Here is a 14,805-nt window from a genome sequence, read left to right as displayed (position 1 = left end):
ACGGGGTGAGCACAGCCTTCGAGGTGAGGCTTGTCGACAGGTCGCTGATGTTCCGGCACCTTTGTTCCATGATCATGCCGGAAACCGGTCAGGACGTTGTTGACGTTTTCTGCGCGGTTCTTGTCAATCTGTGCACGGCGTCGTCGTGCCGGGCCAGGTGCCGGTAGTCGCGGGGCGAGGTGCCGTACGCGGCGCGAAAGACCCTGCTGAAGTGCGCGCCGTCGATGAAGCCCCAGCGGGTGGCGATGGCCTGGATCGGACGGGAGTCCAAGGCGGGGTCGGCCAGGTCGCGGCGGCATCGCTCCAGACGGCACTGGCGAATCCAGGCCGCGACCGTCATGCCCTGTGCCTGGAACAGCTTGTACAGGTGCCGGGTGGAGATCTGGTGGGCGGCCGCGATGAGGTCCGCGGTCAGGGCCGGGTCGCCGAGGCGGTCGCGGATGAAACGATGGACCTGGGCCGACAGGGCCCGCTGCCGCGCCTCGGGCGACAGGCGGGCGGTGGCGTCGAGCTGGTGGGCGCAGCCGGCCGCGATCAGGTCCAGCGTGATGCCGCCCAGGGCGGCGGTGTCGGCCTCGGTGTAGTCTTCGGCGTTTCTCATCAGTTCAAGCAGGTGGCCGGCCAGCACGGCGCCGATCCCGCCGCGGGCGGAGAACGGCACCGTGGCAAGCCGGCCGACGGTGCTGGAGCGCAGGCCCAGCGAAGCCCGGGGGAACTGGACGACCACGGTCTCGCTCCTGCCGTCCTGCGCCGATCGCCAGGCCCGGTAGGGGTGAGAGGAGTCGATGAGAATGAACTGCCCGGCGCCGAACACGGCTTCCCGGCCGCCCTGCGCCAGCGTGCCACCGCCACTGACGATGAGATGGAGCTGGTACACCTCCGGATCGCACTGCCGGACGAGCTTGGCGGTCCGCTCCGACCACAGCTCCGGATGGGTCAGCACCGACACCTGCGCCTCGCCGAGGTTCAGCACCCGCACCGAAGCCTGAAAATCGGCGTCGCCATCGATGCGAACCCGGGAGGGCAGGTGAGTCTTCGACGCCATCTCGAACCAGGAGGGAAAGCGATCCTCTGGAGCCAGGTTCTCTGTCTGCAATTCCGTGACTACCATGTGTGCCCCCTGTGATTCAGGTCGAGTCCACGGATGTGGTGTACGGGTTCCGCCGGTAACGGCCCCCGTTCACCTCCACTCCGCTCCAGGGGCGTCCATCCATGCGGCGCCGTACCGGGTGCTGCGGCGAGGGTGAGTGGGGTGGCCGGGGGCCGGCCCCCGTTCGTGCGGCGCCGTACAGCGTCTGCAACGACGGCATCGCGGCCGGCACCTGCGGCGGCGTGCCGGGGCGCCCGCCAGGTGAGGGGCAGGTGTCGGTGAACAGTGCGGCCGGGAACGACGCCTCGCGATGCCCGGCCAAGGACCCGAACCCGCTACCCGCCGGGCCGGTTCTCCGCCCCACTCACCTGGCATGACGCCGGCATGAGCCCGCCATCGTCCGAGGCGAGGCCGGAGCCCGCCACCTTCGATGATCCCCTGGTCGGTATCGCGGGCCCCGGGGGCTCAGCAGCAGGGGGTCACTCCCCGGCGGCGACAGCGGTGACCGCGGCGGCAGCGCCCAGGGGCATCGGGACGGCGAAGAGAGCGGCGGCGATACGGCGGCGCAAGGATACTCCTTCATCGAGGTGATCGGCGGGTGCTGGGCCCGACACTGTGCTGGACGCCTCCTTGGCGGCAAGGCATATGGGTGGTCCACTATGGTTTGGTTTGTCCCTGCAGGTAGAGCTGTTCATCGGACCGGCGGAGGGAAGGGACGATGGCCGAGCGAGCGGAGGAGCCGCCCGACCCAGGGCGCGCGGGGAGCGCGGCGGAGTTCGTCGGTGAGATGCGACGGTTGCGTGCGTGGTCGGGACTGACCTTCCGCCAGTTGGAGCGCAACGCGGCGGGGGCGGGTGACGTTCTTCCGCACAGCACCTTGGTGGCCGTGCTGCGCAGGGACCGGCTGCCGCGGGAGGAGCTGCTGCGGGCGTACGCCCGTGCGTGCGGATGCGGGCCGGAGGCCGTCACCGCGTGGGTCACCGCCCGCAGAAGACTCGCGGTCGCCGAGGCCGCACCGGCCGACGTCTCCCCGGCGGTCACGCCCCGCCCGGCACCCCGCCCGCCCTGGCGGCGGCGGTGGCTCGCCGCGGTGGCGGCAGGGACCGCGCTGCCGCTCGCCGTTGCCGGCGGCTCTGCGTACGTCTCCTCGTCCGCCTTCTCCCAAGGGAGTATCGCCGTCGAGGAGTGCCCGCGCCCGCTCATGGTCGGCGCGTACGGCACATGTGTCAGAAGGCTGCAGGAACAGCTGCGACGGCGCGGCCTGGATCTGCCCGCCGACGCGTGGTACGGCCCGTACACCAAGATGCGCGTGGTCGCCTTCCAGACCTTCACGGGGCTGGCGAACACCGGAATGGCGGACGACGAGACGTGGTCCGCGCTCACCTCCGCCGGGTTCGAGGTCGGCGCCCGGTGGCCGGCCTTCCGGGTCGAGCGGCGGCTGCGCGAGGTGTTCACCGCCGACCCCTCGGGGGCGGTCGCCCTGGCGCACTGCCTGTCCAACACCGACCCCCTGTGGATCTACAGCACCGAGCCCGGCGTGCGCAGGTGGGGCCTGTTCCAGTTCACCGACCTGGAGGTTTATCGCGCCGGCGCCACCCAGGCGATGGCCCTCGACCCTGAGTGGAACATCCGCGCCGCCCATGCCCTGTGGCGGCGCACCGGAGACTTCCGGCACTGGTCGTGCCGGCCGGGGGCGCTGCCGGTGACCCCGGACAGAGAGGTCACCCGGAGCACCAGATGACCTCCCCGTCCATCCGGGCATCGGTCGGCACGAGACCGAGGCGGCGGGCCAGGGCCGAGGAGGCACTGTGGTCGGGGTGGATCGTCGCGACGACGTCGGTGACGCCGTGCTCCCTGAGCCAGGAGAGGAGGGCGAGCGCGGCCTCGCCGGCGATCCCCCTGCCCTGCCAGGGGGTGCCGACGACCCAGGCCACGGACGCCTGGCCGGCGGCCACGGTGGCCTGGACGTAGCCGACCAGGCGATCCGGGCCCTCCAGGCGGATCACCCAGTTGAGCCAGGCGTCGTCACCGCCGGGCGGCGGCCCGGCGACCATGCGGGTGTAGCGGTCGCGCAGTTGCTCGGCGGTCGCGGGGGAACCGCCGATGAAGGTGTGGAGGGCCGGGTCGGAGAGTGCCTCGGCCATCTCGGCGGCGTGCTCCACCGCCAGCGGTTCGAGCGTGAGCCGGGGAGTCCAGATCGGTGCGGTGTCCACCGTCATAGCGTCCCATGATCGGCCTCCATGGTCATGGTGCCCTGTGGCCGGCTGCCACAGCGATGAAACAGGATCACGCGGAGATCGACTCATACACCACTTCGGTGGACGTGACCGCAATTAGGACCACCGGCATCACCAGTCACGGCGCTTGTCCGGCAGGCGAGGAAACCTCCCTGGAAGCACACTCGGTGTTCTTTATTCCTGAGCGGACAGGCGTCAGCATTTGTCGGCACCTGGTTGCCATGGTTACGCCGGAGTCGCCATGAGTCACGCTTCGATCTTGTGTGAATTCGTGATGAGAAAGTTTCAGATCGGAAAAAGCGCTCCCTCAAATGCGATCCGCAAGTAGGGTTCCACCACATGGGCCGCTCGTTGGTGTCGCCGTGAAACCGAATGGGTGACCGGTTGACGGTTCAGGCAGTGAGCAGCAGGGCCGCCACAGTCGCGGGGACGGCCACCACGACCAGTACGGTCCCGGTCAGCACGAAGGTGCGCATCGGCACCCGTACTCCCCTGCGGCGGCACCACTCGAACCACAGCAGGGTGGCCAGGGAGGCCCACGGAGTGATCACAGGGCCGACGTTGGTGCCGATGAGCAGGGCGAGGAGGGGTTCCCGATCGTCGGTGGGGACGACCCGCTCCAGCGCGGTGTAGGCGGGCAGGTTGTCGATCAGGTTGGACAGCACCGCGCCGGCGGCCGCCACCCGATAGGCTCCGTCGCCCGTGTCGGCACCGATCAGGGTGCCCATCAGGGCGGCCAGACCGTGCCGGCTCAGGGTGGGCACCACCAGGAACAGAGCCACCACGAAGATGAGCAACTGCCAGGGGACCAGGGCGAGGGTGAGCTTGGCGCGGTCGCGCCAGGCGAAGGCGGCGACCATCAGGGCCGCCCCGGCCAGGGCGGCGAACTGGATCGGCAGTTCCAGCAGGATCGCGGCGATGAACAGTACGCACACCCAGGTCGCGGTCCGGAACAGCACCGGGTCCGCGATCGGCTCGGGGATCGGCGGGGCGTAGCGGTCGGCGCCGCGGCGGCCCCGGCGCCAGAAGAAAACCCACAGGAAGACCATGGTGATCGCGATCGCGACGAGCTGGGGGAACCAGAGCCTTCCGGCGAACTCGCGGGCGGACATCCCGACCCGCCCCACGACCAGCAGGTTCGTCAGGTTCGAGACCGGCAGCAGCAGGCTGGCGGTGTTGGCCAGCCAGAGTGTCGTCATGGCCAGCGGCAGCGCGGCGATCCCGGTCCTGGCCGCGAGGGCGAGCATGACGGGCGTCAGCAGCACCGCGGTGGTGTCCAGGTTCAGGAAGACGGTGACCAGCGACGCGAAGACCGTGCAGAGCAGGAACAGCGCGGCATGGTCTCCCCGTCCCAGCGTCGCCAGCCGGGTCGCGATCGCGTCGAAGAGCCCGGCCTCCTTGACCAGGTCCGCGAGGACGACCACGGCGGCCAGGAAGAGCAGGATCGACGCGATCCGCTCCATCTCGCTCCACGCCTCCCGTACGGGAAGCAGACCGGTCGCGACGAACAGGAGTCCGAGGCCCAGCAGTCCGAGGCGGATCCAATCCAGGATGCCCAGTCGTCGCAGCACATCGGCCATGATCGCACGCCTCACCTGGGCGGACCGGCCCAGGAGGGATGATCGTGCTCGGTCGGTGGCACGGGCGACGCAGATCACCCGGATCCGACCAGGCCGGAGACCGCGGACCATCCCACCGGCGCACGCGGGGTGGGATCAGCCCCGACCTCGTTCAGGCGGCGGCGCGGGCGGTGAGGTCCTTCCAGAGGCCGTCCATCCTGGCCTCCAGTTCCTCCAGGGTCCCCTCGTTCGGTACCACGATGTCGGCGATCTCCAGGCGCTCCTCGCGGGTCGCCTGGGCGGCGAGCCTGGCCCTGGCGTCCTGCTCGCTCATGCCGCGCAGCTCGACCAGCCGGGCCACCCGCACCTCGTCGGCGGCGTCCACGACGATCACCACCTCGTACATGGGGGCGAGCCTGTTCTCCGCCAGCAACGGGACGTCGTAGATCACGATGCTGCCGGGGGCCGCCTGCTCCTGCAGCTCGGCGACCCTCGCGCCGACCAGCGGGTGGACGATGGCGTTGAGCGAGGCCAGCTTCTCCGGGTCGGCGAAGACGATCGAGCCGAGTCTCTCCCGGTTGAGCGAGCCGTCCTCGTGCAGGATCTCGGTGCCGAAGACCCCGATCACGCGCGCCAGGCCCGGGGTCCCCGGCTCGACCACCTCACGGGCGATCTTGTCGGCGTCGATGACCACGGCGCCTCGGGAGGACAGCCGCCGGGAGACCTCGCTCTTGCCCGACCCGATACCGCCGGTAAGACCCACCTTCAACATGATCCGCAGCATACGCGGTACGGGCCGCCCACCGGCAGCGCGGTCCGCACATCACTGCGGGCCCGGGGCGAGAGCCTCGACCGCGCGGGAAGGCCACCTCGCCGCTTACGCCCCCGCCCACACGGGGCGGTCGGCGTCTCCCCCGTCCCGCGCACCCGTGTAGCGGGCCTGAGGTGGCCTCTGTTGCCCTTTCGTACGGATACGACCCTTTGGCCGTTTTGCCGTATGGAGGGCGCCTGAGCGCCCCTACAGCTCCCTGCGCATGTGCACCAGTGTCAGGTGGTCGCTCATCCGCTCCCTGCGGGTCTCGCGGTAGCCGTGACGGCGGTAGAGCCGCTGGTTGCCCTCCGACAGGTGCCCGGTGAACAGATCGAAGGCGAGTGCCGCGGCGGCCTCGTCGTGCAGTGCCGCCAGCAGCTCGCCGCCGATCCCCGCGCCCTGCCTGTCCGGGGCGACCGCCAGGCGGCCGACCAGGCAGGTCGTGCCGGACATCCGGCCCCGGATCGCGCCCACGATCCGGGTCCGGTCCCGGGCGACGAGCACGATGGCCGTCTCGACCGCGCTGCGGACCTGGTCGACCGACTCCACCAGGGGTGCGATGAATGGATCGCCGTAGAGCTGGGCCTCACCCACGTGGGCGGCGCGCTGTACGGTCAGGATCTCGCCTACGTCCTCGGGCTCCGCCCACTCGATCATGACCACGGCACCTACCCTAGCGGGCGATCAAGGTTCGCAGAGGCCTCCTGAGGAGCGCCCGGGGCTACGCGGAACACCGGGTCGTACCCAGGAGACACGACGGAGGGCGGTTCCCAAGACGCCGCGTCGGCGGGGAGGCATCGGGTCTAAGGGCTCGAACAGCCTTGTCGTACCGAAAAGACGCCGGGAACGCGGGAAGGGCCCCGCCGGAGCGGGGCCCTTCCGTTGGAACTTCTACCGCACAGGTCAGCTCTGGCCGCCCGCGAGCTTCTCGCGCAGGGCCGCGAGAGCCTCGTCGGAGGCGAGGGCACCCGACGCCGGAGCGGAGGAGCCACTGGTGGAGCTGCCGGCACCCGAGGACGGGGTCTCGCCGGAGTAGGACGTGGGGGCAGCCTCGCCCGCCTCGGCCTCGGCCTTGCGGGCCTCCTCGACCTGCTTCTTGTGAGCCTCGAAGCGGGTCTGAGCCTCGGCGTACTGCCGCTCCCACTCCTCGCGCTGCTTGTCGAAGCCCTCGAGCCATTCGCCGGTCTCGGAGTCGAAGCCCTCGGGGTAGATGTAGTTGCCCGACTCGTCGTAGGTCGCCGCCATGCCGTACAGCGTGGGGTCGAACTCGACGTCGGCGCCGATCGCACCCTCGTTCGCCTGCTTGAGCGAGAGCGAGATCCGGCGACGCTCCAGGTCGATGTCGATGATCTTCACGAAGATCTCGTCGCCGACCTGAACGACCTGCTCGGGGATCTCGACGTGGCGCTCGGCCAGCTCGGAGATGTGGACCAGGCCCTCGATGCCCTCCTCGACGCGGACGAACGCACCGAACGGCACCAGCTTGGTGACGCGACCCGGGACGACCTGACCGATCTGGTGGGTACGGGCGAACTGCTGCCAGGGGTCTTCCTGCGTCGCCTTGAGCGACAGGGAGACGCGCTCGCGCTCCATGTCGACGTCGAGCACCTCGACGGTGACCTCCTGGCCGACCTCGACGACCTCGGAGGGGTGGTCGATGTGCTTCCAGGAGAGCTCGGAGACGTGAACCAGACCGTCGACGCCGCCGAGGTCGACGAACGCACCGAAGTTGACGATCGAGGAGACGACGCCCTTGCGGACCTGACCCTTCTGCAGGGTGTTGAGGAACGTCTGGCGAACCTCGGACTGGGTCTGCTCAAGCCAGGCGCGGCGGGACAGAACCACGTTGTTGCGGTTCTTGTCGAGCTCGATGATCTTCGCCTCGAGCTCGCGGCCCACGTAAGGCTGGAGGTCGCGGACGCGCCGCATCTCAACCAGGGACGCCGGCAGGAAGCCGCGCAGGCCGATGTCGAGGATGAGACCACCCTTGACGACCTCGATGACGGTGCCGGTGACGATGCCGTCCTCGTCCTTGATCTTCTCGATCGTGCCCCAGGCCCGCTCGTACTGAGCGCGCTTCTTGGACAGGATCAGGCGGCCTTCCTTGTCCTCCTTCTGGAGAACAAGAGCCTCGACGTGCTCGCCAACCTCGACGACATCCGCCGGATCGACATCGTGCTTGATCGAGAGCTCACGCGAGGGGATGACGCCCTCGGTCTTGTAGCCGATGTCGAGCAAAACTTCGTCTCGGTCGACCTTGACGACGGTGCCCTCGACGATGTCGCCGTCGTTGAAGTACTTGATGGTCAGGTCGATCGCTGCGAGGAACTCTTCCTCGGAGCCGATGTCGTTGACCGCTACCTGCGGGGTGCTCGAGGTGGCCTCAGTGCTGCTCGTCATGTGTGGAGTTGCTCCGAACGCGGACAGATGTCGATGTGGCGAACGCGCGGCAGGCTTCTTACCGTCAGCCGAATGAATTCACATCGGCGTGATCGAGCGCGAGCCCACTCCGTCCGAGACACGCGCGAGCCCACAACGCAGCGATCAGCATATGAGACCAGACGGGTGTGGTCAATCCGACGACACTACGCTCCCGCGTGCCGAAAGGATAACGATCTCGCCTAATAGGCGTTGATCATCTCTCTCCGATCAACCCTGATACTACCCCGAAGCGCCCGTGGGACGGAGATGCGCCCGGGGTCGCCGTCCGCCGTGTAGCGCTGCCGGGGGTGCTTGTTCAGCCACTCCAGCCAGTATTGGGAGCACCATTTCCGGCACTCGCCTTTTTTACCATTGCTCTGGATCCGCTGGACCGATCGCCGGTCGTAGTTCTTGGCGAACGGCGAGACCGACGGCTCGGCACCGGCCAGGAAGACGGCCTTGAACCGGTAGGAGACACCCTGCCACCTTCCCGACTGCACCGTGGACCTCTTGCGGGGCATCGCGCCGAACGGCAGCGCCATCGTCTCGGAGGGGGGCACGCCGAGCTGCTTCAGCAGCCGCTCGACCCGGGCGAGCTGCTCGGCGATCTTCTTCCTGGGCAGGCTCGGCAGGTGGGGATGGCCCCAGGTGTGGTTGGCCACCTCGAAACCCCGCGAGTTAAGCCACTGCACGGCCCGCGCCTGATCCTTGGCGTTCCGCAAGCCGAAGGGCTGCTGGTTGACCCAGAAAGTGGCGACGGGCCGGAAATCCGGGTGTTTCTTTGCCACCTGATAGATGATTCCGACCGCGGTGTTCCTGGCCGGGGTGCCGTCCGCCTCCAGCGCGAAGTGGCTGGGATGACCGTCGTCGAAGGTCAGCACCACCGGGTACTTGCCCGCGGGGATGTCCATCCTCCCGGTGGCGAACTCCCGCGCGGTGACCGGCACGTAACCGTCCCTGGCGAGCATCTCCAGCTCCTTGCGCAGCTGGGCGGGCGTACGGTCGATCGACGCCAGCCGCTTGCCGATGATCCGGTGGTACATCAGGATCGGGACCATGCCGGCCTCGTTGGCCTTCACCTGCCGCGCGAACTCCGGCGTGGCGGTGACCGGCGGCGGCAGCTCGGCCGAGGGAAGATCAGGTGTCGGCGAGGGGGTCGCGGACGGCGGTGGCGGACTGGACACCCGGCCCGTCCCGGAGACCCCGGCCGCGCCCGGCGGACCGGGTGGTGCCGGGAGCACCAGGAGCACCACCACCGCCACCGCGACGACCACCACATTGGTGAGCATGATGATCTGCGTCAGGGGGATTGGACTCCGCACAGCACTCCCGCGCCCGTTGAGCTTATCGACTGGATCACCAGCCTAGAACAGACTCGGACAGGCCCGACCAATCGGCGGAGTTCAGCCCCCCGGGGAGGTCAACCGCCCACTCGGAGGCGCCGTCAGTGCCCGCCCCTCCCCCGGCAGGACACTCCTCGGAGCCCTGAGCGGGGCACCGAGCAGTCGGCCGTCGGTGACCGCCCAGCGGGGCGCCGAACAGGCAGGCGGCCCTCATCCGGCCGGTGAGCGGCTCCCGGCGGCCCCCGGCGCCTCGGGGCGGGTCGGTACCCGGCCTGGGTGGCCCGTGTCAGCGGCCCGTGGCAGTGACCCGCGCCGGCGTCGGTGTCCGGCGTCAGTGTCCGGCGTCCTCCCAGGTGCGGCCGACGCCCACCGAGACGGCCAGCGGGACGCGCAGGGCGTAGGCGGCGTTCATCCGGTCCGTGACCAGCTCGCGCAACGTCTCCAGCTCACCGGGGGCCACCTCGAAGACGAGCTCGTCATGGACCTGCAGCAGCATCCGGGAACCGAGCGCCGCCTCCTTGAGCGCGCCCTGCACGTTGAGCATGGCGACCTTGATGATGTCGGCCGCCGAGCCCTGGATGGGCGCGTTGAGCGCCATCCGCTCGGCCATCTCACGGCGCTGGCGGTTGTCGCTGTTGAGGTCGGGCAGGTAGCGACGCCGACCCATGATCGTCTCGGTGTAGCCGTCGTTCCTGGCCTGCGCGACGATCGCGTTGAGGAAGTCGCGGACGCCGCCGAACTCCTCGAAATACCCCTCCTTGAGCGCTCTGGCCTCGGAGACGGGGATGTTGAGCTGCTCCGACAGCCCGAAGTCGGACAGTCCGTAGGCCAGGCCGTAGTTCATCGCCTTGATCTTGGCCCGCATCTCCCCGGTGACCTGCTCGGGCTCGGTGTCGAAGACCCGGGCCGCGGTGGCCTTGTGGAAGTCGTGCCCGGACTCGAAGGACGCGATCAGGGCCTCGTCGCCGGACAGGTGAGCCATGATGCGCAGCTCGATCTGGCTGTAGTCGGCGGTCAGCAGGGTCTCGAAGCCCTTGCCGACCACGAAGCCCTGCCGGATGCGGCGGCCCTCGGCGGTGCGGATCGGGATGTTCTGCAGGTTGGGCTTCTCCGAGCTGAGCCGGCCGGTGGCCGCCACGATCTGGTTGAACGTGGTGTGGATGCGGCCGTCGTCGGCGATCTCCTTGATCAGGCCCTCGACCGTGACCTTCAGCTTGGCCTGGTCACGGTGGCGCAGCATGATCGTCGGCAGCTCGTGCTCGGTCTGGGCGGCCAGCCAGGCCAGCGCGCCGGCGTCGGTGGTGTAGCCCGTCTTGGTCCTCTTGGTCTTGGGCAGGTTGAGCTTGACGAACAGGATCTCCTGAAGCTGCTTGGGCGAGCCCAGGTTGAACTGCTCACCGCCCACGGAGGCGTGCGCCGCCTCGACCGCCTGCTTGACCGCGGCGCCGAACTCGGCCTCCAGGCCGCTGAGATACTCCTTGTCGGCTGCGATGCCGGCCCGCTCCAGCTCGGCCAGCACGGTGACGAGCGGCAGCTCCACGTCGCGCATCAGTCCGATGCCGCCCAGCGGCTCCAGGAACGCCTCCAGCGCGTCGGCGAGCTCGCCGACCGCCAGTGCCCGCAGGGCCAGGTCTCGGGCGGCGTCCTCGTCCTGGTCGTCGAAGAGGCTGGCCTGGCCGCCGTTGTCGGCCTCGCCGCGCAGCTCGCGCCGCAGATAGACCCGCACGAGGTCCTCCAGCGGGAACGAGCGCTGCCCGGGCGTCGCCAGGTAGGCGGCGAGCGCGGTGTCACAGGTGAGGCCGCACAGCTCCATTCCCTGCGCCCACAGCGCGAGCATCGGGCCCTTGGCGTCGTGCACCGCCTTGGGCTTCGAGGCGTCGGCCAGCCACGCGCGCAGGGCCGCCTCGTCGGCCTCGGTCAGCGTGGTCGGGTCGATGAACGCGGCCCCGGCTCCGGCCGCCGCGATGGCGATGCTGTCGACGCGGCCGGTGCCGCTGCCGTACGTGCCCTTGAAGGCCAGGCCGGCGCGGCCCTCGGGCAGCGCGCGCAGCCACGGGTCCACCTCGTCGGGGCCGAGGGTGACGACCTCGACCTCGAAGCCCTCCTCGGTCTCCGCCTCGGGCGAGCCGATCGTCTTGAACAGCCGGTCGCGGATCTCGCCGCGGAACTCCAGCGTGTCGAGGATCTTGTTGATCTCGTCGCGGTCGGCCGCGCCGACCGTCAACCCGGAGATCTCCTGCTCCAGCGGGACGTCGCGGATCAGCTGGGTCAGGCGCCGGTTCATCAGCACCTGGTCGAGGTGGTCGCGGAGCTTGTCGCCGACCTTGCCCTTGACCTCGTCCACCCGGTCGACCAGCTCCTCCAGCGAGCCGAACTCGCGGATCCACTTGGCCGCGGTCTTCTCCCCGACACCGGGGATGTTCTTCAGGTTGTCGCTGGAGTCGCCGCGGATGGCCGCGAAGTCGGGATACTGGGCCGGGGTCAGCTCGTACTTCTCCAGGACCGCCTCGGGGGTGAAGCGGGTCATGTTGCTGATGCCGACACGGGTCATCAGCACGGTCACCCGCTCGTCGACGAGTTGCAGCGCGTCACGGTCGCCGGTGACGATCAGCACGTTCATGCCCTGCTCGGCGGCGCGGGTGGCGAGGGTGGCGATCAGGTCGTCGGCCTCGTATCCGGCCAGCGACAGGTGCGGCACGCGCACCGCGTCGAGCACCTCGTGGATCAGGCTCATCTGGCTGCGGAAGCTGTCCGGACTCGCACTCCGGTTCGCCTTGTAGTCGGCGTACTCCTCGTGGCGGAACGTCGGCTCGGAACGGTCGAAGCAGACCGCCACGTGGGTCGGCCGCTCGTCGCGGAGCACGTTGACCAGCATCGAGGTGAACCCGTAGACCGCGTTGGTCGTCTGGCCCGTGGTGGTGGAGAAGTTCTCCTCCGGCAGGGCGTAGAAGGCCCGATAGGCGAGTGAATGCCCATCCAGCAGCAGGAGACACGGACGAGTGGGGGTCGCTTCGTTCTTCGGCACAGCGAAAGCCTAGTCTCCTGGTACGACAGAACGTCTGACTCACCTGACAGGAGACGTCCCCTTGACCATGACCGACCCCGACGAGACCCGGTCCCTCCAGGAGCAGATGAGCGTCGCCCACGCGAACACGCTGGTGGAGCGGATGGGCATCGAGATCACCGAGGCCACCCCGGAACGGGTGGTCGGCACGATGCCGGTCGAAGGCAACAGCCAGCCGTACGGCCTGCTGCACGGCGGCGCCTCGTGCGTGCTGGCCGAGACCCTGGGCTCGGTCGGCGCGGCGATGCACGCGGGCCGCGAGCGGATCGCGGTGGGCATCGAGATCAACGCCACCCACCACCGCTCGGCCACCTCCGGTCTGGTCACCGGCGTGGCCACCCGGCTGCACGGCGGCCGTACCCTCGCCACCTACGACATCGAGATCACCGACGACCGGGGCCGCAAGGTGTGCACCGCGCGCCTCACCTGCATGCTGCGCGACGCCTGAACACACCCGGGCCGCCTTTTTGCCATCATCGAGCGACGATTCCGCTACCGTGGGTGACGGCGATGCCCGCGGGGAGGCCGAGTAGAAAACGTACGGGGTCGGGGAAGCTCCGTACGGCGCCAAAGGCCTCCCCCGGGCTCCCTGACCTCGGCCCACCTCGCCCCTCATCGCGCGAAGGCCCGCACCGGGCGGGTGCGGGCCCTGTGGTACGAAACTGACGAAACTCAGATGTCCGTGTGCGTCGGGTCGAGCACCCGGCTCAGGAAGGTCTTCGTGCGCTCGTGCCGCGGAGCGCCGATCACCTGCTCCGCCGGGCCGTCCTCCACGATCACGCCGCCGTCCATGAAGACCACCCGGTCGGCCACGTCGCGGGCGAACGCCATCTCGTGGGTGACCACGAGCATCGTCATCCCCTCCTCGGCGAGCTTGCGCATGACCGTGAGCACGTCACCGACGAGCTCGGGGTCGAGCGCCGAGGTGGGCTCGTCGAAGAGCATCAGCGCCGGGCTCATGGCCAGCGCCCTGGCGATGGCCACCCGCTGCTGCTGGCCACCGGAGAGCTGAACGGGGTAGGCGTCACACTTCTCACCGATGCCGACCTTGTCCAGGTTCTCCCTGGCGATCCTCTCGGCCTCGGCCTTGCCCCGCTTCAGCACCCGGCGCTGCGAGATCATCACGTTCTGCAGGACCGTCATGTGCGGGAACAGGTTGAACTGCTGGAAGACCATCCCGATGCCGCGGCGGGCGGCGTCGATGTCGACGTCGCGGTCGGTCAGCTCCACCCCGTGGACGACCACCCTGCCCGACGTCGGCTGCTCCAGCAGGTTCACACAGCGCAGCAGGGTGGACTTTCCCGACCCCGAGGGGCCGATGACGCAGACCACCTGGCCGGGGTCGACGGCGAAGTCGATGCCCTTGAGAACCTCGAGCTTGCCGAAGCGCTTGTGCAGGTCACGGATCTCAACCGCGTGGTTCACCGGAGTCACCGTCCCTTCGCCTGGCGCTTCTCCAGCCGGGACGCGAGATAGCCCAGCGGGATGGTGACCAGAAGGTATGTCACGCCCACGACCAGGATGGGCGTGGCGTTGGCATGGGTCGAGGCCATGTCGTTGCCGAACTTCGTGAGCTCGACGTAGTCACCGGAGACGCCGAGGAACAGCACCAGCGAGGAGTCCTTGAGCAGGGAGACGAACTGGTTGGTCGTCGGCGGGATCACGATGCGCACGGCCTGCGGGATGACGATGGAGACCATGGCCCGCGTGTACGACATGCCCAGCGAGCGCGCCGCCTCCATCTGCCCCTTGGGCACCGCCTGGAGGCCCGCCCTGAGCGTCTCCGCCATGTAGGCCGAACCGACGATCGTCAGACCCAGGATGCCCTCGCCGTAGGTGCCGCCCGGCACCTGGAAGCCGCTCAGGGCCAGGGGCAGGAACAGGATGAGCAGGAAGATCAGCAGCGCGGGCAGGCCGCGGAAGATCTCAATGTAGGCGATCGCGATCCACCGGTAGGGCCGCACCGACGACATCCGCATCAGCGCGAACAGCAGACCGAGCAGGAAGGCGAAGACGAAGCCACCGACCGAGTAGATGATGGTGTTCTTCAGCGCGATCGTGAACAGCTCGGGAAGCGTCTTCTCCGCGACGTCGAGCCTGGCGAAGTTCTTTCCGAGCTCGCCCCACTCGATGGTCAGGGCCAGGAAGACGGCCACGGCCGCCAGTACGACGTACTGGACGGCCCGGCTGATCTGCTGTCTCTTACGGGGACTGAGCCCACTCCCGGCGGGGGCGCCCCCGCCGGGAGTGGGCTCGGTCGTCGTTGACTGGTCCGTCATC

12 protein-coding genes are annotated in these 14,805 nt (G+C 69.1%); 2 read left to right on the top strand and 10 right to left on the bottom strand.

Going from position 1 to position 14,805, the window contains the following annotated elements; genetic code table 11:
- Positions 1-88: 88 nt before the first annotated feature.
- Complete coding sequence (locus AB0J58_RS04845; protein ID WP_364210317.1) at positions 89-1,045, bottom strand: helix-turn-helix domain-containing protein; 957 nt, start codon at positions 1,043-1,045, stop codon at positions 89-91.
- A gap of 763 nt (positions 1,046-1,808) precedes the next feature.
- Here AB0J58_RS04845 and AB0J58_RS04840 point away from each other — a divergent pair.
- The gene (locus tag AB0J58_RS04840; protein ID WP_364210314.1) at positions 1,809-2,831 is read left to right on the top strand and encodes a peptidoglycan-binding domain-containing protein; all 1,023 of its coding nucleotides are present in this window, start codon (positions 1,809-1,811) and stop codon (positions 2,829-2,831) included.
- On the opposite strand, the gene AB0J58_RS04835 is transcribed toward AB0J58_RS04840, so the two are convergent.
- The 7 genes from AB0J58_RS04835 to polA all read right to left on the bottom strand — a co-directional run bounded on the left by AB0J58_RS04835 (position 2,812) and on the right by polA (position 12,486).
- Positions 2,812-3,309 carry a GNAT family N-acetyltransferase gene (locus AB0J58_RS04835; RefSeq protein WP_364210311.1) on the bottom strand — a complete coding sequence of 166 codons (498 nt, stop codon included), beginning with the start codon at positions 3,307-3,309 and terminating at the stop codon, positions 2,812-2,814. The two genes, AB0J58_RS04840 and AB0J58_RS04835, sit on opposite strands and share 20 nt — an antisense overlap.
- A gap of 410 nt (positions 3,310-3,719) precedes the next feature.
- Complete coding sequence (locus tag AB0J58_RS04830; RefSeq protein ID WP_364210308.1) at positions 3,720-4,907, bottom strand: SLC13 family permease; 1,188 nt, start codon at positions 4,905-4,907, stop codon at positions 3,720-3,722.
- A gap of 151 nt (positions 4,908-5,058) precedes the next feature.
- On the bottom strand, positions 5,059-5,658 hold the full coding sequence (gene coaE, locus AB0J58_RS04825; protein ID WP_364210305.1) for a dephospho-CoA kinase: 600 nt from the start codon (positions 5,656-5,658) through the stop codon (positions 5,059-5,061).
- Between the two features lie 246 nt (positions 5,659-5,904).
- On the bottom strand, positions 5,905-6,354 hold the full coding sequence (locus tag AB0J58_RS04820) for a GNAT family N-acetyltransferase (protein ID WP_364210302.1): 450 nt from the start codon (positions 6,352-6,354) through the stop codon (positions 5,905-5,907).
- Between the two features lie 246 nt (positions 6,355-6,600).
- Complete coding sequence (gene rpsA, locus AB0J58_RS04815; protein ID WP_343968763.1) at positions 6,601-8,097, bottom strand: 30S ribosomal protein S1; 1,497 nt, start codon at positions 8,095-8,097, stop codon at positions 6,601-6,603.
- Positions 8,098-8,318: 221 nt separating this feature from the next.
- Complete coding sequence (locus tag AB0J58_RS04810) at positions 8,319-9,440, bottom strand: polysaccharide deacetylase family protein (RefSeq protein WP_364210299.1); 1,122 nt, start codon at positions 9,438-9,440, stop codon at positions 8,319-8,321.
- Between the two features lie 352 nt (positions 9,441-9,792).
- A complete protein-coding gene (polA, locus tag AB0J58_RS04805; protein WP_364210296.1) occupies positions 9,793-12,486 on the bottom strand; it encodes a DNA polymerase I in 2,694 nt (897 codons plus the stop codon).
- A 106-nt stretch (positions 12,487-12,592) separates the two neighbouring features.
- On the opposite strand from polA, the gene AB0J58_RS04800 reads away from it, so the two are divergent.
- On the top strand, positions 12,593-12,973 hold the full coding sequence (locus AB0J58_RS04800) for a hotdog fold thioesterase (RefSeq protein ID WP_364210667.1): 381 nt from the start codon (positions 12,593-12,595) through the stop codon (positions 12,971-12,973).
- Positions 12,974-13,197: 224 nt separating this feature from the next.
- Here AB0J58_RS04800 and AB0J58_RS04795 read toward each other — a convergent pair whose 3' ends face one another.
- Both AB0J58_RS04795 and AB0J58_RS04790 read right to left on the bottom strand, forming a co-directional pair.
- Positions 13,198-13,959 carry an amino acid ABC transporter ATP-binding protein gene (locus tag AB0J58_RS04795; RefSeq protein ID WP_343968757.1) on the bottom strand — a complete coding sequence of 254 codons (762 nt, stop codon included), beginning with the start codon at positions 13,957-13,959 and terminating at the stop codon, positions 13,198-13,200.
- Positions 13,956-14,804, bottom strand: a complete 849-nt coding sequence (locus AB0J58_RS04790; RefSeq protein ID WP_343968755.1) for an amino acid ABC transporter permease — start codon at positions 14,802-14,804, stop codon at positions 13,956-13,958. The genes AB0J58_RS04795 and AB0J58_RS04790 overlap by 4 nt, the downstream gene beginning before the upstream one ends.
- Position 14,805: the final 1 nt, after the last annotated feature.

The organism is Streptosporangium sp. NPDC049644 (genome assembly GCF_040675205.1).
Taxonomy (GTDB): domain Bacteria; phylum Actinomycetota; class Actinomycetes; order Streptosporangiales; family Streptosporangiaceae; genus Streptosporangium; species Streptosporangium fukuiense.
The sequence above is the reverse complement of the archived record's forward strand: the minus strand, read 5'-3'. Positions and strand labels throughout refer to the sequence as shown.